Source organism: Amycolatopsis sp. NPDC051903 (assembly GCF_044452505.1).
Classification (GTDB): domain Bacteria; phylum Actinomycetota; class Actinomycetes; order Mycobacteriales; family Pseudonocardiaceae; genus Amycolatopsis.
In genome coordinates, this window is the sequence record NZ_JBITBT010000029.1 from 23,373 (window position 1) to 48,143 (window position 24,771).

Genomic DNA, 24,771 nt, shown 5'->3' on the forward strand with positions numbered 1-24,771 from the left:
GATGACCGGTTCCGTGCTGCGGCTGGAAGACCTGCACACCACGATCGACGTGCGCGACGGCGTCGTGCGGCCCGTCGACGGCGTGACGCTGGAGCTCGGGCGCGGCGAGCTGCTCGGGCTCGTCGGCGAATCGGGTTCCGGCAAGACGATGACGGCGCTGTCGATCCTGCGGCTGCTCCCGCCCGGCGGGCGCGTCGCGTCGGGCCGGATCCTGCTGGGCGGCGACGACGTCGCGGCCATGGGCCCCGCCGGGCTACGGGAAGTGCGCGGCAAGCGCGTCGGCACCGTGTTCCAGGACCCGATGACCTCGCTCAACCCGGCGATCCCGATCGGCCGCCAGGTGAGCGAACCGCTGGAGCTGCACTCGGCGCTGTCGCGGCGCGAGCTGCACGAGCGGGCCGTCGCGATGCTCGAACTCGTCGGCCTGCCGGACGCGCGCAAGCGCGCCGGGGACTACCCGCACCAGCTCTCCGGCGGGATGCGCCAGCGCGTGATGATCGCCCGCGCGCTCGTGTGCGAACCGGAGCTGCTCATCGCCGACGAGCCGACGACGGCGCTCGACGTGACCGTGCAGCACCAGATCCTGGAGCTCATCGACGACCTGCGCCGCCGACTCGGCATGGCCGTGATCCTCGTGACGCACGACCTCGGGGTGGTCGCGGGCCGTGCCGACCGGGTCGCCGTGATGTACGCGGGGAAGATCGTCGAGCTCACCGGCACGCGGCGGCTGTTCGGCAACCCGCGCCACCCGTACACGGAAGCGCTGTTCGAGGCGCTGCCGGAGAACTCGGCGGAATCGGGGGAGAAGCTCTACAGCATTCCCGGCCTGCCGCCGGACCTGCGCGAGCCACCGCGGGGCTGCCGCTTCGCGCCGCGCTGCCGCTACGCGAGCCCTGAGTGCGTCGAGACCGAACCCGAGCTGCGCGCGGACGCGCCCGGGCACGAGTACGCGTGTTTCCACCCTGTCGGCGAGGTGGACGGCGACGAGCCGGCACGGGTCGTGCGGGTGCACGAACCCGGCGTCGCTCCCGCGGACGACACCAGTACGGTGGCCGGCGCACCGCTGCTCGAGGTCGAAGGCCTCGTCAAGGACTTCCCCGTCACGAAGGGCGTGTTGCAGCGGCGGACGGGGACCGTGTCGGCGGTCGCGGGCGTGAGTTTCACCGTGGCGGCGGGGGAGACCTTCGGCCTCGTGGGCGAATCCGGCTGCGGCAAGACGACCGTCGGCCGGGCGGTGGTGGGGCTGGACGAGCCGACGGCCGGGCGGATCCGCATCGGCGGCACCGAGCTGAGTTCCCTGCGGGGCGCGCAGCTGCGCCGGCGCCGGCGCGACACGCACCTGGTGTTCCAGGACCCGTACGCCTCGCTCGACCCGCGCATGCGCGTCGGCGCGATCCTCGCCGAGCCGCTGGAGATCCACGGCGCCGGCACGCGGGCGCAGCGGACCCGGCGCGTGCGCGAGCTGCTCGGTGAGGTGGGTTTGCCGGCAGACGCGGCGCAGCGCTACCCGCACGAGTTCTCCGGCGGCCAGCGCCAGCGCGTCGGCCTCGCGCGGGCACTGGCGCTGGAACCGAAGCTGATCGTGGCCGACGAGCCCGTGTCGGCCCTCGACGTGTCCGTGCAGGCGCAGATCCTGAACCTGATGAACGACCTGCGCGAGCGCCACGGGCTCACGTACGTGTTCATCTCCCACGACCTGTCGGTGGTGCGCTACCTCGCGCAGCGCATCGGCGTGATGTACCTCGGCAAGCTGGTCGAGACCGGGCCGGCGGCCGAGGTGCACGCCCGCCCGCGCCACCCGTACACGCGCGGGCTGATCGACACCGTCCCGGTCGCCGACCCGTGGGCGCACCGGCGCGGCGGCGGGGTTTCCGGTGAGCTGCCCTCGGCGATCGCGCCGCCGTCGGGCTGCCGGTTCCGCACCCGGTGCCCGTTCGCGCAGGACATCTGCGCGGCCGAGGAACCCGTGCTGCGGTCCTTCGGCGGCGGGCACGAGGCCGCCTGCCACTTTCCGCTCGACGCCGCTCGTGAGCACGACGCGACGAAGGTCTACCAAGGAGGGAACGGATGAGACTGCGCAAGGCCCTCGTGGCGCCGGTGGTGCTGCTCGCCGCGGCCGCGCTCGCCACGGCGTGCAGCGGCGGCGGCTCCGGCTCGGGCGGCGGAACCCCGACCGATGGCGGCACGGCCGTGTTCGCCGAATCGCCGGGCACCCAGCCGAACTGGATCTTCCCGTTCGTCGACTCGGCCCACAACAGCGGGTACGCGACGGGTGATCTGCAGCAGCTGATGTACCGCGAGCTGTACTGGTTCGGCGACAACAGCGGCAGCACCGCGCTCAACCCGCGCAAGAGCCTCGCCGACCCGCCGGTGTTCAGTGAGAACAACACCAAGGTCGTCATCACCGTCAAGCCGTACAAGTGGTCCAACGGCGAAACGGTGAACGCCAAGGACGTCGTCTTCTGGATGAACCTGATGTTCGCGGAGAAGGCGAACTGGTTCCAGTACGTGCCGGGGCAGTTCCCGGACAACGTGAAGTCCGTGACCGAGACCGGGCCGCAGCAGGTGACGTTGCAGCTCACGGACTCCTACTCGCCGACGTGGTTCACCGGCCAGGAGCTCACGCAGATCGCGCCGCTGCCGATGGCGTGGGACAAGACGGCCGACTCCGCCGCGGCCGGCAGCGGCGGCTGTACCCAGGACCGGGCCAAGTGCGACGCCGTCTACAAGTACCTCTACGACAAGAGCAAGGACCTCTCGAAGTACGCCACCGATCCACTGTGGCAGGTCGTGGACGGGCCGTGGCACCTCACGTCGTTCGACGCCGAGGGCAACATCGCCTACGACCCGAACCCGAAGTACAGCGGTCCGGACAAACCGCACCTGGCGCACTACAAGATGCAACCGTTCACGAGCACCAGCGCGGAGTTCAACACGCTGCGCAGCGGCAAGACCATCTCCGTCGGTTCGGTGCAGGGCGCGGACCTGCCGGCCAAGAAGGCGAACGAGAAGGTGCCGGCGACGAACCCGTTGCAGGCCGACTACAACCTCGTCCCCGCGGCGTCGTGGGGCTGGAGCTCGACGTTGCTGAACATGGACAACCCGAAGTTCGGGCCCGCGTTCAAGCAGCTCTACGTGCGCCAGGCCCTGCAGCAGACGCTGGACCAGGTGACCGACGTGAACGTCGCCTACCGCGGCTACGCCACGGTGACCACCGGGCCGGTGCCGATCAACCCGGACAACCAGTACGTCACCGACGCCGAACGCGGCGCGGGACCGTACCCGTTCGACAAGGCGAAGGCGAAGAGCCTGCTGACCTCACACGGCTGGACGCTGCAGAACGGCGCCATGACGTGCACTTCGCCGGGCACCGCGCCCAACCAGTGCGGCGCGGGTGTCGCGGCGGGCACGCGGCTGGAGCTGTCGCTGCAGTACTCCACCGGGAACCCGGCCTACGGGCGGATCATGCAGCAGTGGAAGTCCGACGCCGCCGAGGCGGGCATCGTGTTCGACCTCAAGGGCCAGGAGTTCAACGCGCTCCTGAACGACCTCAGCGGCTGCCACGGTTCCGGGCCCGCGTGCGAGTGGCAGCTGGGCTACTTCGGCTACCAGCAGTACAACGCCGTGCCCACCGGCGACCAGCTGCTGCTGCCCGGCTCGGTCGGGAACATCGGCAACTACGACGACCCGCAGCTGGACAAGCTCATCGACGCCACCCTCCACAGCGATGACAAGAACGCGTTCGCCGCCTACGAGGACTACGCCGCGAAGACCCTGCCGGGCCAGGTCAACATGCCCCTGCGCGGCGCGACGGAAGTGGTCGCGAAGAACCTCGGGGGCGTGGCGTTCCCGGCCGTGCAGATCGCGCGCAGCCCGGAGGAGTGGTACTTCACGAAGTGAGGCCCCGGGGCCGCTCGTGGTCGGGGCGGCCCCTACTCCTTGCGCGACAACCGGATCAGCTCGAACACGAAGATCCACGTCAGCAGCCCCACCAGCAGGCTGCCCCCGAGCCACGTCCACCACGTCGCCGCCGCCCACCACAGGCTGCCCACCAGGAACCCGAGCCCGGCGATGATGCCCAGGCCCGCCATCTGGACCGTGCGAACCCCGGTCCTTCGGTCGTTCATGGCGGGTTAGGTTACTGAGACCCACGGTAGAGCGGCGCCGCCGAACGAAGGACACGAACTTGCCCTGCTAGGCCGTTCGGGCACTACCCATCGTGACCATTGCCCGGAAGTACCACGGTGCGTGTCCGCCGGGCCTGATTGTGTTGGGGTGGCGGCGCTTCTGCGCTGCGCCATCCCTGCTCCGGGGTGCACGCGACTCGTCCGGCGCACGCTTCCACGCCGCGTGAGGACCGGGACTTCGCGGTTCGGCTCCCGACATCCGCACCATGGCCCGGAAACCACGACCCGGAAGTACCACGGCGGGTGCCTTCTTGGGTGTGGCTGTGGTGGTGCGGCGGTGTCTCTGCGCCGCGCCACCTCCGACCGGGGTGCCGCGATCCGGGTTCGGTGCCTTCGGCCTGACGGCCCGGGGCCGCGCGAGAAGCAGGACTTCGCGGTTCGGCGCCGACGTCCGCACCAGTGCCCGGTAGTACCACGGTGCGTGGCCCACGGGTCTGAGTGTTGTGGCGCGGCGGCGTTTCTGCTCTGCACTCCCGCTTCCGTGCTGCGTCGGGCGGATTCGTTGCGTGCTGTCCGGTGTCGCTGCCTCGGGCTGAGGGGCCCGCGGGCGCGGCCGGAAATTCGTTCGGCGGTGGCGCAGTGCGCTGCTACTGTGCGCGCCGTGACGAGTCCCGAGGCGAACAGACTGCTGCCACCGGTCGAGCGGTGGCGTTGCGGGGCTTGCGGCTGACCGGCTGAGACCGGGGCGGCTCCGATCGACCGTGCCTGTGCGCACCCGTCCGAAGTGGATGGTGAAGTCGATCTTCGCAGGAGTCTGTCTTGTCTGCTTTGCCGTATCTTCTCGCCCTGGCGGTGTTCGCGCAGGGGACGTCGGAGTTCATGGTGTCGGGCCTGGTGCCCGGGCTGGCGGCCGGCCTCGGGGTGTCGGTGGCCGCGGCCGGGTCGGTGACGGCGGTGTTCGCCGCCGGGATGGTGGCCGGGGCGCCGGTGCTGGCGGTGGTCGCGCGGCGGTGGTCGCGGCGGATCGCGTTGCTGGTGTTCCTGGGGGTGTTCATCGCGGCGCACGTGGCGGGTGCGCTCGCGCCGGGGTTCGGCTTCTTGCTCGTGACGCGGTTCGTGGCGGCGCTGGCGAACGCCGGGTTCCTGGCCGTCGCGCTCGGGGTGGCCGCCGACGTGGCGCCGGGCGCCGAAAAGCGCGCGACGGCGATCGTGCTCACGGGCACGACGCTCGCCTGTGTGGCCGGCGTGCCCGCGGGTGCGGTGCTCGGTCAGGTGTGGGGCTGGCGCTCGGCGTTCGTCGCCGTCGCGGTGGTGTCGGTGCCCGCGTTCGCGGCGATCGCTCGCTGGGTGCCGGTGGGGGAGTCGGGCCGGACGAGCGCTGGTCGGGTGCCGGCGGGGGAGGCCGCCCGGAGGAGCGCCCGCCGGGAGCCGCCCCGGATGAGCGTTCGCGCGGAGTTCGCCGTCCTGCGGCGCCCGGCTGTCGCCGCCGCGCTTGGGCGCGGGGCGCTCGTCAACGCCGCCACGTTCGCCGTCTTCACCTACCTCGCGCCGCTCGTGGCGGGCGTCGTCTGGCTGCCCGCCGTCCTCGCGCTCTTCGGGCTCGGCGCGTCCGCCGGTGTCGCGCTGGCCGGCCGTCGCCCGGCCACGCTGCCGGCCGGCGTGGCGCTCGCCGCGGGGTGGGTCGCGTTCGCGCTCGGGGCGGGCAACGCGGTCGTGCTGCTCGGGCTCGTCGCGGTGCAGGCGACGCTGGCGTTCGCCGTCGGCTCCACCGCCGTCGCGCAGGTGCTCCGCGCCGCCCCCGACGCGCCGACGCTGCGGGGCGCCTTCGCCACCGCTGCCTTCAACGTCGGGGCCGCCACCGGGCCCTGGCTCGCCGCGGTGGCCCTCGGGGCGGACCTCGGCTACCGGGCGCCGGTGTGGCTCGCCGCGCTCCTGACCGCCGCCGCCCTCGCCGTGAGCCGGAACCGAGAGCACTGCTCTTGACAACACACACCGGCAGAGAGAACACTGATTCCAACAAAGAGCAGTGCTCTCGCTTGGAGGAGACCGTGATCGAAACCGTCTGGCGCATCGGCAACCTGGCGCTCGCGTTCCTCCTGGAACTGGCCGCGATCGCCGCGCTCGGCTACTGGGGCTTCCACGCCGGCGGGTCCACCGCGGGCAAGTTCTTGCTCGGCCTCGGCGCCCCGGCGGTGGCGATCGGCCTCTGGGCCCTGTTCGCCGCACCGACCGCCTCGTTGCGCACGCCGTTGCTCTACGCCCTGACCGTCGTGGTGGTGGTCGGCGGGGCGGGGGCCGGACTGTGGCTGAGCGGCCACCGCGCGCTGGGGCTCCTGCTGCCCGCGCTCTTCGCCGCGAACCTCGCCGTCGTCCGCTTCACGCACCTCGACGCGGCCACGGCCTGAAGTCCCGCCGGCCGGGCCGCGTTCGCCGTCGAACGCGGCCCGGCCGCACGTCAAGAAGTGGCTTCGCCGCCCCAGCCCCGCTGGAACCCGTCCGGGGTCAGGCGTTCGCGCTCGCCCTGCTCGTGGAAGATCGGCACGTAGTGTTCGGCGGAGAAGTCGCCGGCCTTCTCGAGTTCGGCGACGGCGGGGGAGTCGAGCCACGCCTGCAGGTCCGCCGGGGAATCCCAGTGCGTCAGCAGCAGGTACCGCGCCGGCGCGACCTCGGGGAACTCCTGCAGCGGGCCGACGAACTGGTACGGGTGGGGTTCGAACTCGCCGATCACGGTCTCGAACGGCCGGACGTTGAACGACGGCAGTGATTCGTTCAGCGACGCCAGGATCGCCGCGTGTTCGGCCTCCGGCAGCGGCGTTTCGCGGGCGATCGCGATCTCGGAGAAGACCCGCCCGCGCACTTCTTCGCCCTCGGCCGGCAGGCGCCACTTGCGCAGGTACACCGACTTGAACCACTTCTCGTGCGCCTTGTTCTGCACCGCCGTGTGCGCGCGGGTGTGGTACCACTCGTCCATCAAGTCGGGGGTGGCCCACTTGCCGGAGAAGTACAGCCACGGCGAGCCGGCGATCGGGCCGCCGATCACCGCGCGGAAGCCGGGCGCGGCGGCCGCGATCGGGCCGAACTTGTCCTGAGCCGCCCAGAACTCGTCGTCGACGCCCGGGTTGAGCGTGAAGCACGCTTCCATGACCGTGAGCGTCTGCGGAATCTTCGTTGACGTTGACATCATTGTCCTATCAGGGGGGCCGCCGCCGACGGCGGACGCTGGCGGGTTCGAGCGGCGTTCACCATATGCCATGTCTGAGACGGTCGTCAAGAACGTGCGACATGCACCGGCGACCCCGGCGAAGTCGATTTCCCTTGCGGTGCAATGATTTCCGGTTGGCGAGTGGCTGGCGCAGGGCGATCCGAACGGGTGAATTTCACTGCACGACTCCGTACGATGAACCCTTGACCGGCTCGTCGCGAGGTGCTTAAGGTGGTCGTATTCATCGAACACCACTGTGCATTGAAAAAGCATCGACCACAGGAGACTCCGGATGACCGTGATGCAGGAAGTCGTCGTTCCCTCGGCCGACGCCGACTGGGAACTCCGGGACACCGAGGTGCCGGAACCGGGTCCGGGACAGGTGCTGATCCGGGTTCACGCCTGCGGGATCTGCGGCACGGACGTCTGGCTCACCGAGGCGAAGCTCTCCTTCGGACCGTTCCCGCTCTTCCCCGGGCACGAAGGGGTCGGTGAGGTCGTGGCCGTCGGCGCCGGAGTCACGTCCCGGGCCGTGGGTGACCGGGTCGGCATCTGCACGTTGCAGCGGGGGTGCGGCCACTGCGCGTGGTGCACCCGCGCCGAGCCCCTCGACTTCGTCACCGCGGCCAACTGCCCGAACGCGGTGGTCACCGGCATGACCGCCCGCGGCGCGCACGCCGACTACCTCGCCGTGCCCGATTCCGCCACGGTGCTCCTGCCGGACGGACTGTCCTACGAGCTCGCCGCGCCCGTCCTGTGCGTCGGCTACACGGCGTGGGCCGGCCTCCGCCGCGCGGACCCGCGACCGGGTGACCGCATCGCGGTGTCGGGCATCGGCGGGCTGGGCCACCTGGCCGTGCAGTACGCCAAAGCGGCGGGCTTCAAGACGGTCGCGATCACCCGGTCCGAGGACAAGCGGCGCCTGGCCCTCGACCTCGGTGCAAACGTCGTCGTCGGCTCCGGCGAAGAACTCCGCGCCGCCGGGGGCGCCGACGTCCTGCTGGCCACGAACAACTCCAACGCCGCGGTCGTCGACGCGATGCAAGGTGTGAACCCGCGCGGCCGGGTCGTGCTGATGGGCATCGCGTTCGACGAGTTCACCGTCACCACCATGCCCGTGGTGATGAACAGCCTGAAGATCCTCGGCTCGGCGCACAACGGCACGCAGTACCTCGTCGAGGCGCTCGAGCTGGCCGCCGCGGGCAAGGTGATCCCGATGGTCGAGGTCTACGGCAAGGACCGGATCGCGGACGCCTACCGCCGCGCGGCCGAGGGCAAGGCCCGGTTCCGCGCCGTCGTCAGCTACGCCTGAACCCGAAGGAGCCCGACATGACCGATTCCCACCCGCTGGCCACCGAACCCGGCGGCATCACCGCGTCGCTGCTCGCCCGGTTCAACTCCGGTGAGGTCAGCGCGATGATGGGCCTCTACGAGCCCGGCGCCGTGTTCGTCACCGCGGCGGGGGAGACCCTCACCGAACCCGGCCGGATCGCGCGGGAACTGGAGGCGTTCCTCGGCTACGGCCTGCCGATGGCCGCCACCGCCCGGCACCTCTTCGTCGCCGGCGACGTGGTGCAGATCGTGCTCGACTGGTCGATCGACGGCCCCGGCCCCGACGGCGCACACGTGCACCTCGAGGGCACCGCCAGCGACATCGCGCGCCGCGGCCCCGACGGCTTCTGGCGCTACCTGATCGACAACCCGTTCGGCACCCGGGTCCGTACGTGAACCCCTGACGGCCGGCGCCGATCCGTGGTCGAGCAAGAGTGCGGCGGGCGTGGTGCCGCGCCCACGCCCGCCGCGCCGTCCCGGTCAGCGAGTGGTGCCGGGTAAAGGAAACCCCGCGCAGGACGTCGCCCGCGGGCAGGCTCGTGGCCGTGACGTGGACTCGGCACCGGACCTTTCGCAATCGGGCGCGTGGCGTATATCGGAAAGCGAGCGGGTTATCGGATGGCGTGGCGCCGAATGTGCCGACTTCCGGCGCTACTCGAAAAGCCAGGATTCACTGATCATCCGGCAACTGCCGAAATCGCGACACCCGCGCGGAATCTCAATTGTCCGACCGGAAAAGGACGCGGCCTACGCGAGCTTCCAGGCCACGCACTCCGGGCGAACCCGGGTCGACGCGAACTCCTGCACGGCCCGCAGCACGAGTTCGGCCGGGACGTCGCTGCCCGCGGGCTGCGGGAAGTGGCCGCCCTGGAGGCTGAAGTAGTCGGCGGACGCGGGGCCGGCGCCGTCGGCCGGGAGGTGGGTCGAGCCGTTCTCGCGCCACACCAGCGCGCCGCGGTCGCCGCGGAGGCCCGCGACCAAGTGGGGGATGCCGGAGCCCTGTCCGGCGTAGATCCACCAGACCACGCCCGCGGAGGGTGACGGTGGCACGGCGGCGCGCAGCGCGGCGATCACCGTTTCGGCGGGCACGCCCGTCACGTCGTACCCCGTCCGCCGGTCGCCGGTCGTGGCCATGGTCCGCTCCGCTCTCAAGGAATCGCCGTTGATCCTACTGGTTCGCGATCAGGGTGCGAAGTGTGGAACCCCGACGAACCGTCCTTAAAGGACCTCAAGCGCGGGAATCCCGAAGCCGGGCGGCGCGAACCGTGAGGTAGTGGCGTTCCGGGGTGCTCACGGTGCGGCCGGCGGCGGCTTCGTAGTGGCGGATCGCCGCCGCCGGTTCGCCCGCGCGCTCCAGCAGGTGCGCGCGGACGGCGGCGAGGCGGTGGTGGCCGGCGAGCCGCGCCTCGAGCGTGTCGCACAGGTCCAGACCTGCGCGCGGGCCGTGGACCATCGCCGCGGCGACCGCGCGGTTGAGGGTGACCATCGGGTTGTCCGCAAGCGCTTCCAGCCGCTCGTAGAGCGCCAGGACGCGTGGCCAGTCCGTGTCTTCGGCGCGCAGCGCGAGGTCGTGCGTGGCCGCGATCGCCGCCTGCAGCGCGTACTCGCCGGCCGGGTGCACCGACAGCGCGGCGGTGGCCAGCTCGACGCCTTCGCGGATCAGCGCCCGGTCCCACCGCGCCCGGTTCTGCTCCTCCAGCGGCACGAGCTCACCACCGGGGCCGGTGCGGGCGGGCCGCCGGGCGTCGGTGAGCAGCTCCAGCGCCAGCAGTCCCGTGACCTCGCGCTCGCCGGGCAGCACGGCGTGGAGCAGGCGCGTGAGCCGGATCGCCTCACCCGAGAGCTCGGCGCGGTGCAGGCTCGTGCCCGCCGTGCTCGTGTACCCCTCGCTGAACAGGAGGTACAGCACCCGCAGCACGGAGCGGAGCCGGTCGGCGCGCTCGTCGTCGCCCGGCAGCCGGAACGGGACCCCGGAGGCCTTGATCTTCGCCTTCGCCCGGCTGATCCGCTGCGCCATCGTCGCCTCGGGCACGAGGAACGCGCCCGCGATCTCCGCTGTGGTCAGGCCGCCGACGGCGCGCAGCGTGAGCGCGATGGCCGACGCGGGCGTGAGCGCCGGGTGGCAGCACAGGAACAGCAGGGTCAGCGTGTCGTCCTGGTCCGGCACTTCGGCGCCCGCCGGTTCGGCGAACACCGCCAGCTCACGCCGCTTGCGGGCCTCGTCGCTGCGGAACCGGTCGGTCAGCCGCCGCGCCGCGGCCTGCACGAGCCAGCCGTGCGGGTTGTCCGGCACGCCCTCGCCGGGCCAGTGCAGCGCGGCGGCCAGCAGCGCTTCCTGCACGGCGTCCTCGGCCGCGGCGAAATCGCCGGAGCGCCGCGCGAGCACACCGAGGACCTGCGGCGCGAGCGTGCGCAGCAGGTCCTCGAAGCGGTCACCGGCCATCAGGCCGGGGCGCTCATCACCTGGCGGACCTCGATCGCCTGGCGGATCGGCGTGCCGCCGGCCCCCGGCGCGGCCGAGATGCGCGCGGCGATCTCGAGCGCGCGGTCCTCGGAGTCGACGTCGACGATCCGGTAACCCGCGAGCAGCTCCTTGCCCTCGGGGAACGGCCCGTCGGTCACCACGGTGCCGCCCGCGCCGCCCGACACCACGTTCTTCGCCGCCTCCGGGCCCGCCAGGCCCTGCGCGTCGACCAGCTCGCCCTTGTCCGTGAGCTCGTCGTTGAGCACCCGCTGGAACTCGACGTGCGCGCGGATGTCCTCGGGGGACCACTCGGTCATCGGGACGTCACAGGCCTCGCCGGCCGAGTAGGTCTGCAGCAGCATGTACTTCGTCATCGTGGCTCCTCCGCCCGTCCGGCGTGCCCGATCCGGCACGCTCACTGTAAGGACGGAGCCGCCCCGCCGGCTTCGACACGGCGGGCGAGCAGCAGGTCGCGCGTCACGTCGAGGTGGCCGCGGTGCTGGGCGAGCTCCTCGTACACGTGCTGCAGCGCGACGCCCTGCGTCTCGCCGATCGGGGTGCCGCGGTACTTCGGCGGGACCACGCCGCGGGGCGGATCCGCGGGCACGGCCGCCTCGACGTCCGCGCCGAACTGCTTGCGCGCGGCGCGCAGCCGCTCCAGCAGTGGTTCGACGGGACCGGTGGCCTCGAACTCGGCCTCGCGGTCGCGGTCGACGTCCCGGCCCGCCACGACCTGGCCGCCCCAGAACGTCATCACGCCGAGACAGTGCGTGACGATCGCGTACGGCGAGTTGGCGCCGGGCAGGCCGGGGCGGGTGTTCACGAGTTCGTCGCCGAGGCCGGTGAGGGTGGTGGCCATCCCGTCGAGAGCGCGGTCGACGAGGTAGAGGTATCCGTCCGTGGTGAGCACGCCGGTGAGCGTAACAACCCCGGGCCCGGCCGATTGTCCTTTGTGGACAGAGCGGCGAGGTCACGCACCGATCGCGTCGAGCTGGGCGACGGCGTCGGCGGGCAGCACCAGGTCGGCGGCGGCGATGTTCTCGCGCAGGTGCGCGCGCGACGAGGTGCCCGGGATCAGCACGGTGGTGGCGGAGCGCTGCAGCAGCCAGGCCAGCGCGACCTGCTGCGGCGACGCGCCGAGGCTCGCGGCGACCTTGGCCAGCGTCTCCGACTGCAGGGGGCTGAAGCCGCCGAGCGGGAAGAACGACGCGAACGCGATGTGCTCCTCGGCGCAGCGCGCGACCAGCTCGTCGTCGGCGCGGGTGACCAGGTTGTAGAGGTTCTGCACGGTCACGACGGGCGCGATGGCCTGCGCCTGGGTGAGCTGCGCGCCGGACACCCCGCTGAGGCCGAGGTGGCGGATCAGGCCCTGCTCGCGCAGCTCGGCCAGCGCGCCGAACTGGTCGCCGAGCGGGGTGTCGTCCGTGCCCTCGTGGGCGCCGACGCGCAGGTTCACCACGTCGAGCACGTCGAGGCCGAGGTGGCGCAGGTTCTCGCGAACCTGGTCCTGCAGGTCGGCCGGGTCGAGCGACGGGAGCCAGGACCCGTCCGCCCCGCGGCGCGCGCCGACCTTGGTGACGATGCGCAGGTCCTCGGGGTAGGGGTGCAGCGCTTCCTTGATGAGCTCGTTGGTCACGGCCGGGCCGTAGAAGTCGCTGGTGTCGATGTGGGTGATGCCGCGTTCGACCGCCTCCCGCAGCACCGCGATCGCCTCGTCGTGGTCCTTCGGCGGGCCGAAGACGTTCGGGCCGGCCAGCTGCATCGCGCCGTAGCCCATGCGGCTGAGGGTGAGGTCGCCGGCGAGGGTGAGTGCGCCGCCGGGAACGGTGTCGGCCATGGTCTGTGCCTTTCGTGGTCGTGGAGGCGGTTGCTCCGCCCGTTTGCCACGATGCGGCCGCTCGCGCCGGGCTGGGACGGCCCCTGTTTTCCTGGGAGTGGCAGGGCTAGGCACGCGCCCGTGGCCCGCGGTTACCGTCGCCGGTGTGGACAGCTCCAACGCACTCGGCGACTTCCTGCGCGCCCGCCGCGAGCAGGTGCGGCCCGAGGCCGCGGGGCTGCCCGGCGGGACCGGGCGCCGGGTGAGCGGGCTGCGCCGCGAGGAGGTCGCGATCCTCGCGGGCATCAGCTCCGACTACTACTTGCGGCTCGAACAGGGCCGCGACCGCAACCCGTCGGAACAGGTGCTACGCGCGCTCGCCGGCGTGCTGCGGCTCGACGCCGACGCGACCGCGCACCTCCTGACGCTGGCGCGGCCTGCGCGCAAACGCGCGGCCCCGCGCCGGCTGCCGCCGGGCGTCGAGCGGCTGGTCGACTGCGTGGTGACACCCGCGTACGTGCAGGACAAGCTCACGAACGTGCTCGCGGCCAACGCGCCGGCGACCGCGCTGTCGCCGAGCTACCGGCCGGGGGTGAACCTGCTGCGCGCGGTGTTCCTGGACCCGGCCGAGCGCGCGCTGCGCCGCGACTGGACCGAAGCGACGGAGGAGGGCGTGGCGACGCTGCGCGCCCGCGTGGGCCCGGACGTCGGCGATCCGCGCCTCGTCGAGCTCGTCGGCGAGCTGTCCGTGCGCAGCGACCGCTTCCGGCGGCTGTGGGGCCGCCACGACGTGCGCCCGCGCACCAGCCGCGTCCACCGGCTGAGGCACCCCGCGCTGGGCGATCTGGAGCTGCGGTCGACGAAGCTGACGGTCGACGGCACCGACGCCGTGACACTCGTGGTGTTCCAGGCCGAACCGGGCAGCCGCAGCGCCGAATCGATGGCGCTGCTGGCGAGCCTGAGCTGAGTAGCCCCGCCACTACCAGGAAAACGGCGGTGTAGGCAGGGCCGGCTCGTGCTGCCGAGACTGGGGACATGACCCTCGAAATCGGATTCATCGGCCTGGGCGACCAGGGCGCCCCCATGGCCACCGCCATCGCCGAAGCCGGTTTCCCGCTGCACGTCTGGGCCCGCCGGCCGGCCTCGCTCACCGCCGTCGCGGACGTCCCGCACACCGCTCACGACACGGTCGCCGAACTGGCCGCCGCGGTCGACGTGGCCGCGCTGTGCGTCAGCGAGGACCAGGACGTGCTGGGCCTGCTCGACGGCGGCCTGCTGGCCGGACTGCGCCCGGGCTCCGTCGTGGTCAACCACGGCACTGGCGTCCCGAGCGCCGCGACGCGCATGGCCGAGCTGTGCGCCGAGCACGAGGCCGGCTTCCTCGACGTCCCCGTCAGCGGCGGCCACGCCGGCGCCGTCACCCGCACCCTGACGGCGATGATCGGCGGGCCCGCCGAACTCGCCGATCGCTGCGCGCCCGTGTTCGCGAGCTTCTCCGCCCACGTCCACCACCTCGGCGAGGTCGGCAGCGGTCAGCTGGCGAAGCTGTTCAACAACACGCTCATGATGATGAACCAGGCCAACGTCGAAGAGGTCCTCGCCGTCGCGGCCGCGCTGGACGTCGACCTGCCCGGGCTCGTCGCGGTGCTCAAGAACGGCAGCGCGGGAAGCTTCACGTTGTCCGCGCTCGGTGACGCGATCACCGCCGGGAACGTCGAGCACCTGAGCCGGGTGGAGCTCGTGGACATGGACCTGTTCGCCGCGGCCATGGCCGAACGCCACGCCCCGGCCGCTGCCGTGACCGCCCGCGCGATCGCCGGCGCCGAGGGTTTGGTGGACCTCGTGCGCCGGCTGGAGAAATAGCTGCGAGCTTCGGATTCTGGTGACGTTCACCGGTTCGAGTGAGTCCCGCACCCCGGAAATTGTCGTGCCCGGCTCCTACCGTTCTCGGCGACACCCCGGAAATCCCCGCTCGAGAACAAGGAAACCCACCGCATGTCCGTGGACGACCTCGAAGATTTCGCCGCACTGGAACCGTTCTTCGGCGTCATCAGGCAAGGCCTCGCGGGCCACGTCGAGGGCGAGCACTTCTTCGACCTGCTCGCCGACGACGTGGTCACGGAATTCGTCGTCACGGTGCCCGGCTACCCGCGGCGCGTCGACGGCCGCGCCGCGCTGGCGGAGCTCTACCGCGGTTACGGCGACGCCATCGTGCTCGACGGCGCCGGCGACCTGGCCGTGCACCACGACCGCGAGCGGTCCGTGGTGGTGCTCGAGTACTCGGTGCACGGCCGGCTCGTCGCGACGGGCCGGCCGTACCAGAACCGCTTCGTCTCCATCGTCACCGTCCACGGCGGCAAGGTGACGCACTGGCGGGACTACCTCGACTCCTTCGCCGCCGTCGAAGCGCTGGGGATCGCGGGTTAGCCGCGAGCCAGCCGGGGGCCGATCACGTCCTTGAACGCCGCGACGTCGGCCTCCGGCAGGTCGTAGCCGGACTCGGCGGTGTGCGAGGGGAAGAAGAACACGTGCTCCACCCCGGACTCCTCACGCGCCTGCAGCAGCCGGTCCGCGCAGTACTCCGGCGGTCCGAACAACCCGAACGCCTCGCTGATCCGCTTGGCTTCGGCGGCGGAGAACGCCCTGGGGTCGTGGTCCTCGGGGATGTCGAGGCCCGCCGCGCGCAGCCAGCGGAGGTTCGCCGTGCTCGGGTAGTTGAGGAACGCCTTGCCCGGCCGGAAGTCGCGCCGCACCCACTCGTGCGCGGTCTCGAACGGCTCGATCGCCGTCGGCACGATCAGGATCTCCTGCACCGACTCCGGCGCGCGCCCGGCCCGGGCCGCGCCCGCGCGCACGTGCGACCGCGCCGCCTCGATGCTGTCCGGGTGCAGCCCGGCGAGCATCACCACGCCGTCGGCGACCTCACCGGCCAGCTCCAGCATCTTCGGGCCCGCCGCGAGCACGAAGATGCCCGGCGCCGGCTTGGCGACGTTGTTCATCTTCAGCTCGTGACCGTCCACAGTGGCCGTTTCGTCGGCCACGAGCCGGCGGATGGCCGTGACCGCCTCGCCCAGTTGCTGTCGCTGCCCCTGCGGCCGGCCCGCCTTCTCCACGGACAGGAACCCGGGCGCGAGCGTGAGCAGCACGCGGCCCGGGGCGATCTCGACGAGCGAGTTCGCGATCGCCGCGAGCACGAGCGGGTGGCGCGTCACCGTGTTGGTGGTGGCCGGGTACAGCTCCAGCTTCGACGTCGCAGCCGCGGCCAGGGTCAGCGCGGAGTAGACGTCACGGCCCGAGTGGTGGTGGTCGTGCACGCCGACGCCGTTGAACCCGGCCTCCTCGCACGACACGATGAACTTCGTCAGCTCGGGCAGCGGGCGGCCGACGGGAACCCGGATGTCGACCTTCACGGTCATTTGCGGTCCTCTCTGTGGGAACTCAGGCGGGCAGCGGCTTGCCCTTGGTCTCCGGCAGGAACAGCACGGCGAGCACGCCGAGCAGGTAGATCGGGGTGAAGATCGCGGCGGCGTGGCCGAACCCGCCGACCGCCGACGCGAGCGGGCCGATGAGCACCGCGCCCGCCATCGCGAGGTAACGCGATCCGCTGAACACCACGCTGATGGCCGTCGCCCGGATCGACGTGGGGAACAGCTCCGGCGTGTGCACCGTGTACCAGCTGTAGACGCCGCCGGTCAGGAACCCGGCGATCAGCTGCAGCCACGTCGCCGTCGCCGCGTCGTGCACGGTGAGGAACACGATCGGCACGATCGCCAGGCAGCCGACGAAGTAGACCTGGATCGAGAGCTTGCGGCCCCAGCTCTCGGCGAGGAACCCGAGCAGGATGCAGCCCGCGATCTCACCGAGGTTGTAGAGCGCGCCGGCCCAGCCGGTGTAGAACGCGGTCCGCTTCGGATCGTCGACGAGGCTGCCGACGAAGCTCGGCAGGAACGAGCTCACGGCCCACCACCCGCCGGTGATGGCGATGGACACCGCCAGCGCACCCAGGAAATTGCGCCGCACGTCCGGCGCGAGCAGTCGCCCCGCACCGACGCGGTCGCGCCGCTGCGCCGCCCACCGCTGCGACTCCGGGATGCTGCGGCGCACCAGCAGCACCACGACGAGCGGGAGCACGCCGAACAGGTACATCCAGCGCCACGACAACCCGAGCGTCGAACCGAGCAGCACCCACAGGCCCGACACGAGCACCCCGCCGACGGAGAACCCGCTCTGCAGCAGGCCCGCGCCCTTCGCGCGCCACTTCTCCGGCCACACCTCCTGCAGCAGCGAGGTGCCCACGCCCCACTCGGCGCCGATCCCGATCCCGGTGAGGAACCGCGTGAGCCCGAAGACCCACCAGTTCCCGGACAGCGCCGAACACGCCGTGAACACGCTGTACACCGCGACCGCGGCGATCATGGTGCGGCGCCGGCCGAGCCGGTCGCCGACCACCCCGCCGACGATCCCGCCGGTCGCCCAGCCCGCGAGCGTGATGGCGACCAGGTAACCCTGGTACGTCGTCAGGTGCGGCAGCTGGTCGTGGGGCAGCAGTTCGGTGAGCGTCGGCCGCGCCGTGATCAGCAGCACGAACGTGTCGTAGCCGTCGGCGACCCAGAACACCAGGGTCAGGGCCAGCACACCCCACGCCTTGCGGTCCAGCCGCGGCGCGTTCGCCAGTGTGGTCATGTCTCACTCGTCATTCGTCGAGGTAGGTCCGGATCACCGAGAACCGCAGGTACTCGTCGTTGACGTGCACGACCGTGACGGCCACGGGCTGCTCGTCCGCCTGGATGTGGGTGTGGCGCAGCCGCAGCAGCGGCCGCGTCGCCGGGATCTTCAGCGCCGCGGCCACGTCGGCCGGCGGCAGCACCGGCCGGACCTCGGCCACCGAGTAGCACACCGGCGGGCCGATGTGGCGCTCCACGAACTCGAACGTCGACTGCGCCGGGTCCAGCGCCCGCGGATCGGCCCCGAGCAGCCGGACGGGGAAGTGGTCCACGCTGTGCACGGCCGGCTCACCCGACGCCGCGAACACGCGCTCGATCCGCAGCGCCTGCTCGCCGGCCGGGATCTCCAGCGACGCGGCCACGCCCGCCTCGAGCGGCACCACGCGCTGGTCGGCCGTGCGCACCGACGCCACGTGCCCGGCCTCGGTCAGCAGGTTCACGAACGCGCCCGCCTCGGCGAGGTTCGCGCCGAGGCCGAGCGCGTGGCGGTTGATGAACGTGCCGTGGCCGTGCAGGCGGCGGATGCGGCCTTCCTTCTGCAGCGACTGCAGCGCCGACCGCAGCGTCGCCCGGCTCACGCCCAGTGCGCTCGACAGCTCGGCCTCCGAGGGCAGCCGCAGCCGGCCCTCCTCGCCCAGGCGCGTGATCACCTCGCGCAGCCGGTCCTTGACCTGCCGGTACGCGTCGGTGGTGACGGCCGACAGGTCGGCGGGCAGCGCCGGCTGCGCGGGCTCGGGGTGGATCCGGGTGACCACGGATCAGCCTTCGCCGCGGTGCCCGATCGGGCCGTCGTAGGTGCGCAGCCAGTCGACGAGCTCGCCCAGGCGCCCGACGATGTGGTCGTGGTAGCGCTTGCCCTTGTCCTCCGACAGCCCCTTCGACGAGCTGAACGAGCCGGTCGGGGTGAACGCGCGCTGCTCGTCGCCGGACCAGATGATCTCGACGCCGTCGGGCGCCGGGCCGAACAGGTCGTTGCCGACGAAGCCGCCGAAGACCGCGTCGAAGTCGACGGAGGCGTCGGTGAGGCGGTCGGTGCGGATCTTGCCGGGGTAGCGGTAGTGCACGTGGGAGAGCTCGAGCTCACCGGCGTGGTGCTCGTTGGTCTCCTTGATCGTCGGCGAGGCCGAACGCGCCAGGTGCAGCGGGTCCGCGACGGCGAACAGCACCTCGGGCAGCTCTTCGTCGTGCAGCACGCGCACGGCGCTGTTGAGCGCGGGCAGGTTCGAGCCCTTGTGCCCGTTGAGCAGGATGATCCGGTCGAACCCGTGGCGCGCGAGGCTGCGGGCCACGTCGCGGATCAGCAGCGTCAGCGTGTCCGGGCGCACGGTGATGGTGCCGGGGAACGCGCCGTGGTGCGACGAGTCGCCGTACCAGATCGGCGGCGCGACCAGCACGCCCTTGCGCTCGGCCACGTCCTCGGCCAGCGTGATCGCCACGTACGAGTCGACCCCGAGCACGCCGGCCGGGCCGTGCTGCTCGGTGCTGCCGATCGGCACGATGACGATCCGCTCGCGCTCCAGGTAGGAGCTCACTTCTTCCCAGGTCAGATCCTGGATCCAGACCGACGGCAGGGCTTCCGTCACGTCGCCTCCCAAATGGTGAAACAGGTCGTAAGACGTCAGACGTCTAACTTAAGCTGCCGGGCAACCCCCGCCAATCGCGACCAAGGAGTGGGATGGACGGCGTGACCAGAACCGAGGACCGGCAGGCCCGGCCAGGCCGGCTGCGGGTGCCGCCGCTGTTCGGCGCGGCCCTGCTCATGGCCATGAGCGCGGCGGGTCCGGGGTTCATCACCCAGACCGCCTCGTTCACCGTGCTCTACGGAGCGTCGTTCGCGTGCGCGGTCGTGGTGTCGATGATCATCGACGTCGCCGTGCAGCTCAACGTGTGGCGCATCCTCGGCATCAGCGGGCAGCGGGCGCAGGACCTGGCGAGCAAGGTGTTCCCCGGCGCGGGCCAGGTGCTCACGGCGTTCGTGGTGCTCGGCGCGGTCGTGTTCAACATCGGCAACATCGCCGGCACCGGGCTCGGCCTGCACAACCTGCTGGGCGTCGACCCGCGGCTCGGCGCCGCCATCAGCGGCATCCTCACGATCGGGATCTTCCTGGTCCACTCGGTGCTCACCGCGGTCGACCGCGTAATGGTGGTGCTGGGCTTCGTGAAGATCGCGCTCATCATCACGCTGGTCGTGGCGACGGCGCCGCCGGTCGGACAGGCCGCGGTGGGCACCGTCGACCCGAAGGGCCTGCCGTTCCTGCCGATCCTCACGCTCATCGGCGGCACGGTCGGCGGCTTCATCACCTACTCCGGCGCGCACCGGCTGATCGACGCGGGCTTGACCGGCGTCTCGAACCTCAAGCGCATCAACCGCGGTGCGTGGACGGGCATCCTGGTGGCGTGCGTGCTGCGGATCGTGTTGTTCCTCGGCTTCTTCGGCGTCGTCGCGACGGGTGCGACGCTGGCGAACAAGAACGACGCGGCCGGGTCGAGCTTCCTCGCCGCGTTCGGCACGGTCGGGCTGCACCTGTTCGGCCTGGTGTTCTGGGCCGCGGGGATGACGAGCGTGATCGGCAACTCCTACACCACGGCGACGTTCCTGCAGTCGTACGTGAAGCCGGTGCGCACGCACTTCAACCGCGCGGTGATCGTGCTGATCGGGATCGCGACGATCATCTTCATCGCCGCCGGCCAGACACCGCAGTCGATGCTCGTGTTCGCCGGCGCCATCAACGGCCTGGTGCTGCCCATCGGCCTGGCGATCATCCTGTGGGTCGCGCTGCGGCGCCGGGACCTGATCGCGGGCTACCGCTACCCGAAGGTGCTGCTCGGCGTCGGCCTCGCGGCGTGGCTGTTCACCGCGTACGCCGCCGTCGAATCCCTGACCTCACTCGGTTCGATCTTCTCCTGAGGAGTTCTCTGTGACTGTCACCCCCGCTGTGAACCCGGCCGAAGCGCGCGAAGCGTTCCGCGGCGGCCTTCGCGTGCCGACCGCCGGCTGGGCGCCCGGCTACGCCCAGGCCAACATGATCATCGTGCCGCGCGAGTACGCCTACGACGCGCTGCTGTTCGGCCAGCGCAACCCCAAGCCGTGCCCCATCATCGGCGTCACCGACACCGGCAGCCCCCACACGGACCTCGCCGCGGGCGCCGACCTGCGCACCGACGTCGGCGCCTACCGCGTCTGGCGTGACGGCGAGCTGGTCGACGAACCCGACGACGTCACGAAGTACTGGAACGACGACCTCGTCACCTTCCTCATCGGCTGCAGCTTCACGTTCGAGACGCCGATGCTCGCCGCCGGCATCGAGATCCGGCACATCACCGAGGGCCGCAACGTCTCGATGTACAAGACCAACCGCGAGTGCGCCCCGGCGGGCCGGCTCAGCGGGCCCATGGTCGTCTCGATGCGCCCGATCGCCGCCGACCGCGTCGCCGACGCCGCGCGGATCTCGGGCCAGTTCCCGTCCGTGCACGGCGCGCCCGTCCACATCGGAGCGCCGGAAGCGCTCGGGATCACCGATCTGTCCAAACCGGATTTCGGTGACCCGGTCGACATCCGCGAGGGCGAGGTGCCGGTGTTCTGGGCGTGCGGCGTCACGCCGCAGGCCGCGATCATGACGTCGAAGCCGCCCTTCGCGATCACGCACGCGCCGGGGTACATGTTCATCACGGACGTGCCGGACTACACGCTCGCCGTGTGAACCCCGCCCTGGAGACGGTGACGGTCGAGCAGCTCGCGAAGCTGCTCGCCGCGGGTTCGCTTTCGGCGGTTTCGCTCGCGCGAGCGTGCCTCGACCGCATCGCCGCTCTCGACGACCGGGGCCCCGGCCTGCACGCCGTGCGGCTGATCAACCCGCACGCCCTCGCCGACGCCGCGGACGCCGACCGGCGCCTGCGCGCGGGCGAGCGCGGCGGGCTGCTGGGGATTCCGGTGCTCGTGAAGGACAACGTCGACGTCGAGGGCCTGCCCACCACCGCGGGTTCAGTCGCGCTCGCCTCGTCGCGCCCGGCCGGCGACGCACCGTTGGTGACCGCGTTGCGCCGGGCGGGCGCGGTGGTCCTCGGCAAGACAAACCTCACCGAGCTCGCCAACTTCCTCACCGGCGGGATGCCGGGCGGGTACAGCTCGCTCGGCGGCCAGGTCCTCAACCCGTACGACACGTCCCAGCCGCCCAGCGGATCGAGTTCCGGGTCGGCCGTCGCGGTGGCGGCCGGGTACGCGCCGCTCGCGGTGGGGTCGGAGACGTCGGGCTCGATCCTCGGGCCGGCGTGCGCGAATTCGGTCGTGGGGATCAAACCGACGGTGGGCCTGGTGCCGCGCACGGGTCTGGTGCCGATCGCGGCGAGCCAGGACACCGCGGGCCCGATCGCCCGTACCGTCGCCGACGCGGCCGCGCTCCTGACTGTGCTCGTCGGCCGCGACCACCGCGATCCGGCGACGGCCGGGAACCCGCTGACCGGCCACGACTTCACCGGCGATCTCGAGGCCACCGCGCTGCGCGGGGCGCGCATCGGCGCCGTGCCGGCCCAGGTGCCCGACGACGATCGCGCGCTCTGGGACGCGGCCCTGGCCGCTCTGGAAGCGTGCGGCGCGATGGTGTCCGAGATACCCCTCGACCCGGAGTGCGCCGCTTCCTCGGTGCTGACCTACGAGTTCAAACGCGACCTCGACGCCTATCTGGCCGCTCTGCCCGGCGGCGCGCCGTGCCGGTCGCTCGCGGACGTCATCGCGTACAACGAAGCGCACGCGGCTCTCGCGCTGAAGTTCGGGCAAACGCGGGCCTCGGCTGCTCAGGCCATGGACCTCGACCCGGGCAGCGCCGACACGCGGCAGTACCTCGCCGACCGCGCGCGCGACCTCGCCGACAGCCGGGATCGCGTCGACCGGGTGCTGCGCGAAGGTGATCTCACGGCGCTGCTCTTCCCCGGCCACTCGGGCGCCGACCTCGGTGCTCGGGCGGGCTACCCGTCGATCTGCGTCCCGGCGGGCTATCGCGCCACGGGACGGCGTCCGTTCGGGATCACGTTCCTGGGTCCGGCGTGGAGCGAGCCGGTGCTCGTCGGGTGCGCCTACGCGTACGAGCGGGCAACCCGGCTGCGCCGGCCGCCTTCGGAGGTCAACCCGGCGATGGTCCCGGCGGGAATCGGCTAGCGTGGCGGCCGTGCAGATCTCCGAATTCGGTTCCTGGGCCACGCCGATCACCGCCGACCTGATCACGAAGACCGCTGTCCGGCTGACGGACGTGCGGGCGGACGGCGAGGCCGTCGTGTGGTCGGAAGCTCGGCCGTCGGAAGGCGGCCGCGTGCAGCTGGTGCGGCGGGCGCCCGACGGGACCACCGAGGACCTCCTGCCGGACGGTTTCGGGGCGCGCACTTCGGTCCACGAGTACGGCGGGGCGGACTGGTGGGTGCGCGACGGGGTCGTCTGGTTCGCCAACTGGGCCGACCAGCGGCTGTACCGGCTCGCGCCCGGTGGTGCGCCGGAACCGCTGACGCCGGAGCCCGAAGTCCCCCGCGGGGACCGGTACGCCGACGGCGACCTCACCGCCGACGGCACGCGCCTGGTCGTCGTCCGCGAGCACCACCCGAAGGACGGCCGCGGCGCGGTCGACGTGCGCAACGAGCTCGTGGTGCTCACCGGCGGCGCCGAGCCCGAGGTCGTCGTGACCGGCCCCGACTTCGTGGCGAGCCCGCGGTTCTCGCCCGACGCGAGCCGGCTCGCGTGGGTTGCGTGGAACCACCCGGACATGCCGTGGGATTCGACCGAGCTGCGCGTGCGCGACCTGGCGACGGGGGAGGAGACCGTGGTCGCCGGCGGCGCGGGCGAATCGGTCTCCGAGCCGCGCTGGCACGCCGACGGCACGCTGTACTTCCTGTCCGACCGCACCGGCTGGTGGAACCTCTACCGGCTGCGGCCCGGCCGCACCGTCGAGCCCGCGGTCCTGCTCGACGCCGAGATCGGTGTACCGGGCTGGGCTCTCGGCACGGGCCGCTACGTGGTGCTGGCCGACCACCGCGTGGTCTTCGCCCGCTGGTCCGGCGGCTTCGACGGGCTCGCGCTCGCGACGGCCGACGGTACGATCACCGACCTGGCCACGCCGTTCACCGCGATCAGCGCGCTCCGCCCGGCCGGCGAAGACGTGCTCGTGCTCGCCGGAACGCCGAAAGCCGAGCCGAGCGTGTCCACGATCTCCGCCGACGGCACCGTGCGGACCGTGCGCGAGCCCCACGACCCCGGCTTCGACACCGCCTTCGTGGCGACCCCCGAGGCCATCGACTTCCCCTCGGGCGAACGAACCTCGCACGCGCTGTTCTACCCGCCCGCGAACCCCGGCTTCACGGGTCCCGAGGGCTCGAAGCCGCCGGTGCTCGTGTTCGTCCACGGTGGACCGACGTCACACGCGGTTCCCGTGCTGGCACTGGGGATCCAGTACTGGACCAGCCGCGGCTTCGGCGTCGTGGACGTGAACTACGCGGGCTCCACCGGCTTCGGCCGCGCCTACCGCGAGCAGCTGCACGGCACGTGGGGCCTGCTCGACGTCGCCGACTGCATCGCCGCCGTCCGCCACCTCGCCGCCGAAGGCCGCGTCGACGGCGGCAAGCTGCTCATCCGCGGTGGTTCGGCCGGCGGCTACACCGTGCTGGTCGCGCTCGCCCGCGAGGACACGCCGTTCGCCGCGGGCACGGACCTGTTCGGCGTCGCCGACCTGGAGGTGCTGGCCGCCGAGACGCACAAGTTCGAGAGCCGCTACCTCGACCGGCTGATCGGCCCGTACCCCGAGAAGCGCGACGTGTACGTCGAACGCTCGCCGCTGCACCACGTCGACGCCTTCAGCCGGCCCCTGCTCGTGCTGCAGGGTGCCGACGACCCCGTGGTCACGCCGCGCCAGTCCGAGCTGATCGTCGATGCCCTGCGCGCCCGCAAGGTCCCGGTCGCCTACCTCCTGTTCGCAGAGGAGCAGCACGGCTTCCGCAAGGCCGAGACCCTGCGCCGCGCCCTCGACGCGGAACTCGGTTTCTACGGCCAGCTCCTCGGCTTCCCGCTGCCCGAAGGCGAGGACATCGAGCCCGTCGAGATCGAGAACCTCTAGCCGGCCAAGGGAAAG

At 72.0% G+C, this 24,771-nt stretch carries 24 protein-coding genes; 13 read left to right on the forward strand and 11 right to left on the reverse strand.

What is annotated here, in order from left to right; genetic code table 11:
• Position 1 precedes the first annotated feature (1 nt).
• Positions 2-2,071, forward strand: coding sequence for a dipeptide ABC transporter ATP-binding protein (locus ACIA77_RS38335; RefSeq protein ID WP_395891015.1), 2,070 nt, complete (start codon positions 2-4; stop codon positions 2,069-2,071).
• Positions 2,068-3,900 (forward strand): ABC transporter substrate-binding protein, encoded by a 1,833-nt coding sequence (locus ACIA77_RS38340; RefSeq protein ID WP_395891016.1) that lies wholly within the window; start codon positions 2,068-2,070, stop codon positions 3,898-3,900. The genes ACIA77_RS38335 and ACIA77_RS38340 overlap by 4 nt, the downstream gene beginning before the upstream one ends.
• A 32-nt stretch (positions 3,901-3,932) precedes the next feature.
• Here the strand turns inward: ACIA77_RS38340 and ACIA77_RS38345 are convergent, their stop codons facing one another.
• Entirely contained in the window at positions 3,933-4,127 is a 195-nt protein-coding gene (locus ACIA77_RS38345) for a hypothetical protein (RefSeq protein WP_395891017.1), read from the reverse strand.
• Between the two features lie 819 nt (positions 4,128-4,946).
• Here ACIA77_RS38345 and ACIA77_RS38350 point away from each other — a divergent pair.
• Both ACIA77_RS38350 and ACIA77_RS38355 read left to right on the forward strand, forming a co-directional pair.
• Complete coding sequence (locus ACIA77_RS38350) at positions 4,947-6,110, forward strand: MFS transporter (RefSeq protein WP_395891019.1); 1,164 nt, start codon at positions 4,947-4,949, stop codon at positions 6,108-6,110.
• Between the two features lie 65 nt (positions 6,111-6,175).
• Positions 6,176-6,532: a DUF2568 domain-containing protein gene (locus tag ACIA77_RS38355; RefSeq protein ID WP_395891020.1), complete on the forward strand. Its 357-nt coding sequence runs from the start codon at positions 6,176-6,178 to the stop codon at positions 6,530-6,532.
• 50 nt (positions 6,533-6,582) lie between these two features.
• Here ACIA77_RS38355 and ACIA77_RS38360 read toward each other — a convergent pair whose 3' ends face one another.
• Positions 6,583-7,308 (reverse strand): hypothetical protein, encoded by a 726-nt coding sequence (locus ACIA77_RS38360; RefSeq protein WP_395891021.1) that lies wholly within the window; start codon positions 7,306-7,308, stop codon positions 6,583-6,585.
• Between the two features lie 313 nt (positions 7,309-7,621).
• On the opposite strand from ACIA77_RS38360, the gene ACIA77_RS38365 reads away from it, so the two are divergent.
• Positions 7,622-8,641 carry an alcohol dehydrogenase catalytic domain-containing protein gene (locus ACIA77_RS38365; protein ID WP_395891022.1) on the forward strand — a complete coding sequence of 340 codons (1,020 nt, stop codon included), beginning with the start codon at positions 7,622-7,624 and terminating at the stop codon, positions 8,639-8,641.
• Positions 8,642-8,658: 17 nt separating this feature from the next.
• Positions 8,659-9,057, forward strand: coding sequence for a YybH family protein (locus tag ACIA77_RS38370; RefSeq protein WP_395891023.1), 399 nt, complete (start codon positions 8,659-8,661; stop codon positions 9,055-9,057).
• 351 nt (positions 9,058-9,408) lie between these two features.
• Here the strand turns inward: ACIA77_RS38370 and ACIA77_RS38375 are convergent, their stop codons facing one another.
• From ACIA77_RS38375 to ACIA77_RS38395, 5 genes are all read right to left on the reverse strand, one after another.
• Complete coding sequence (locus ACIA77_RS38375; protein ID WP_395891024.1) at positions 9,409-9,795, reverse strand: Imm1 family immunity protein; 387 nt, start codon at positions 9,793-9,795, stop codon at positions 9,409-9,411.
• Between the two features lie 94 nt (positions 9,796-9,889).
• Complete coding sequence (locus ACIA77_RS38380) at positions 9,890-11,104, reverse strand: RNA polymerase sigma factor (protein WP_395891025.1); 1,215 nt, start codon at positions 11,102-11,104, stop codon at positions 9,890-9,892.
• Positions 11,104-11,499, reverse strand: coding sequence for a YciI family protein (locus tag ACIA77_RS38385; protein WP_395891026.1), 396 nt, complete (start codon positions 11,497-11,499; stop codon positions 11,104-11,106). The genes ACIA77_RS38380 and ACIA77_RS38385 overlap by 1 nt, the downstream gene beginning before the upstream one ends.
• A 41-nt stretch (positions 11,500-11,540) precedes the next feature.
• Positions 11,541-12,035 (reverse strand): DUF664 domain-containing protein, encoded by a 495-nt coding sequence (locus tag ACIA77_RS38390; protein WP_395891027.1) that lies wholly within the window; start codon positions 12,033-12,035, stop codon positions 11,541-11,543.
• A 60-nt stretch (positions 12,036-12,095) separates the two neighbouring features.
• Positions 12,096-12,962, reverse strand: coding sequence for an oxidoreductase (locus tag ACIA77_RS38395; RefSeq protein ID WP_395891028.1), 867 nt, complete (start codon positions 12,960-12,962; stop codon positions 12,096-12,098).
• A gap of 145 nt (positions 12,963-13,107) precedes the next feature.
• On the opposite strand from ACIA77_RS38395, the gene ACIA77_RS38400 reads away from it, so the two are divergent.
• The 3 genes from ACIA77_RS38400 to ACIA77_RS38410 all read left to right on the forward strand — a co-directional run bounded on the left by ACIA77_RS38400 (position 13,108) and on the right by ACIA77_RS38410 (position 15,368).
• Positions 13,108-13,908, forward strand: a complete 801-nt coding sequence (locus ACIA77_RS38400; RefSeq protein WP_395891029.1) for a helix-turn-helix transcriptional regulator — start codon at positions 13,108-13,110, stop codon at positions 13,906-13,908.
• 68 nt (positions 13,909-13,976) lie between these two features.
• Positions 13,977-14,804 carry an NAD(P)-dependent oxidoreductase gene (locus tag ACIA77_RS38405; RefSeq protein ID WP_395891030.1) on the forward strand — a complete coding sequence of 276 codons (828 nt, stop codon included), beginning with the start codon at positions 13,977-13,979 and terminating at the stop codon, positions 14,802-14,804.
• Positions 14,805-14,936: 132 nt separating this feature from the next.
• Entirely contained in the window at positions 14,937-15,368 is a 432-nt protein-coding gene (locus tag ACIA77_RS38410; RefSeq protein WP_395891031.1) for a nuclear transport factor 2 family protein, read from the forward strand.
• Here ACIA77_RS38410 and ACIA77_RS38415 read toward each other — a convergent pair.
• Genes ACIA77_RS38415 through ACIA77_RS38430 form a run of 4 tightly spaced genes read right to left on the reverse strand, consistent with a single transcriptional unit; the run spans position 15,365 to position 19,248 of the window.
• Positions 15,365-16,357 carry an LLM class flavin-dependent oxidoreductase gene (locus ACIA77_RS38415; protein ID WP_395891032.1) on the reverse strand — a complete coding sequence of 331 codons (993 nt, stop codon included), beginning with the start codon at positions 16,355-16,357 and terminating at the stop codon, positions 15,365-15,367. The genes ACIA77_RS38410 and ACIA77_RS38415 overlap by 4 nt on opposite strands.
• Before the next feature lie 22 nt (positions 16,358-16,379).
• On the reverse strand, positions 16,380-17,624 hold the full coding sequence (locus ACIA77_RS38420; RefSeq protein ID WP_395891033.1) for an MFS transporter: 1,245 nt from the start codon (positions 17,622-17,624) through the stop codon (positions 16,380-16,382).
• Positions 17,625-17,634: 10 nt separating this feature from the next.
• Complete coding sequence (locus ACIA77_RS38425) at positions 17,635-18,420, reverse strand: GntR family transcriptional regulator (RefSeq protein ID WP_395891034.1); 786 nt, start codon at positions 18,418-18,420, stop codon at positions 17,635-17,637.
• Positions 18,421-18,423: 3 nt separating this feature from the next.
• Positions 18,424-19,248 carry a creatininase family protein gene (locus tag ACIA77_RS38430; RefSeq protein ID WP_395891035.1) on the reverse strand — a complete coding sequence of 275 codons (825 nt, stop codon included), beginning with the start codon at positions 19,246-19,248 and terminating at the stop codon, positions 18,424-18,426.
• 92 nt (positions 19,249-19,340) lie between these two features.
• On the opposite strand from ACIA77_RS38430, the gene ACIA77_RS38435 reads away from it, so the two are divergent.
• The 4 genes from ACIA77_RS38435 to ACIA77_RS38450 are packed head-to-tail and all read left to right on the forward strand — an operon-like array spanning position 19,341 to position 24,756.
• Positions 19,341-20,573, forward strand: coding sequence for an NRAMP family divalent metal transporter (locus ACIA77_RS38435; protein ID WP_395891036.1), 1,233 nt, complete (start codon positions 19,341-19,343; stop codon positions 20,571-20,573).
• 28 nt (positions 20,574-20,601) lie between these two features.
• Entirely contained in the window at positions 20,602-21,366 is a 765-nt protein-coding gene (locus ACIA77_RS38440; protein ID WP_395891107.1) for a putative hydro-lyase, read from the forward strand.
• Positions 21,363-22,817, forward strand: a complete 1,455-nt coding sequence (locus ACIA77_RS38445) for an amidase family protein (protein WP_395891037.1) — start codon at positions 21,363-21,365, stop codon at positions 22,815-22,817. Before ACIA77_RS38440 ends, ACIA77_RS38445 begins: the two co-directional genes overlap by 4 nt.
• A gap of 10 nt (positions 22,818-22,827) precedes the next feature.
• Positions 22,828-24,756, forward strand: coding sequence for a S9 family peptidase (locus ACIA77_RS38450; RefSeq protein WP_395891038.1), 1,929 nt, complete (start codon positions 22,828-22,830; stop codon positions 24,754-24,756).
• Positions 24,757-24,771 lie beyond the last annotated feature (15 nt).

What these genes read in the sequence shown, in the direction of transcription:
- ACIA77_RS38335 (WP_395891015.1), top strand. Translation starts at nt 2, where the DNA reads ATGACCGGTTCCGTGCTGCGGCTGGAAGACCTGCACACCACGATCGAC.
- ACIA77_RS38340 (WP_395891016.1), top strand. Translation starts at nt 2,068, where the DNA reads ATGAGACTGCGCAAGGCCCTCGTGGCGCCGGTGGTGCTGCTCGCCGCG.
- ACIA77_RS38345 (WP_395891017.1), bottom strand. Translation starts at nt 4,127, where the DNA reads ATGAACGACCGAAGGACCGGGGTTCGCACGGTCCAGATGGCGGGCCTG.
- ACIA77_RS38360 (WP_395891021.1), bottom strand. Translation starts at nt 7,308, where the DNA reads ATGTCAACGTCAACGAAGATTCCGCAGACGCTCACGGTCATGGAAGCG.
- ACIA77_RS38365 (WP_395891022.1), top strand. Translation starts at nt 7,622, where the DNA reads ATGACCGTGATGCAGGAAGTCGTCGTTCCCTCGGCCGACGCCGACTGG.
- ACIA77_RS38370 (WP_395891023.1), top strand. Translation starts at nt 8,659, where the DNA reads ATGACCGATTCCCACCCGCTGGCCACCGAACCCGGCGGCATCACCGCG.
- ACIA77_RS38375 (WP_395891024.1), bottom strand. Translation starts at nt 9,795, where the DNA reads ATGGCCACGACCGGCGACCGGCGGACGGGGTACGACGTGACGGGCGTG.
- ACIA77_RS38380 (WP_395891025.1), bottom strand. Translation starts at nt 11,104, where the DNA reads ATGGCCGGTGACCGCTTCGAGGACCTGCTGCGCACGCTCGCGCCGCAG.
- ACIA77_RS38385 (WP_395891026.1), bottom strand. Translation starts at nt 11,499, where the DNA reads ATGACGAAGTACATGCTGCTGCAGACCTACTCGGCCGGCGAGGCCTGT.
- ACIA77_RS38395 (WP_395891028.1), bottom strand. Translation starts at nt 12,962, where the DNA reads ATGGCCGACACCGTTCCCGGCGGCGCACTCACCCTCGCCGGCGACCTC.
- ACIA77_RS38405 (WP_395891030.1), top strand. Translation starts at nt 13,977, where the DNA reads ATGACCCTCGAAATCGGATTCATCGGCCTGGGCGACCAGGGCGCCCCC.
- ACIA77_RS38410 (WP_395891031.1), top strand. Translation starts at nt 14,937, where the DNA reads ATGTCCGTGGACGACCTCGAAGATTTCGCCGCACTGGAACCGTTCTTC.
- ACIA77_RS38415 (WP_395891032.1), bottom strand. Translation starts at nt 16,357, where the DNA reads ATGACCGTGAAGGTCGACATCCGGGTTCCCGTCGGCCGCCCGCTGCCC.
- ACIA77_RS38420 (WP_395891033.1), bottom strand. Translation starts at nt 17,624, where the DNA reads ATGACCACACTGGCGAACGCGCCGCGGCTGGACCGCAAGGCGTGGGGT.
- ACIA77_RS38435 (WP_395891036.1), top strand. Translation starts at nt 19,341, where the DNA reads ATGGACGGCGTGACCAGAACCGAGGACCGGCAGGCCCGGCCAGGCCGG.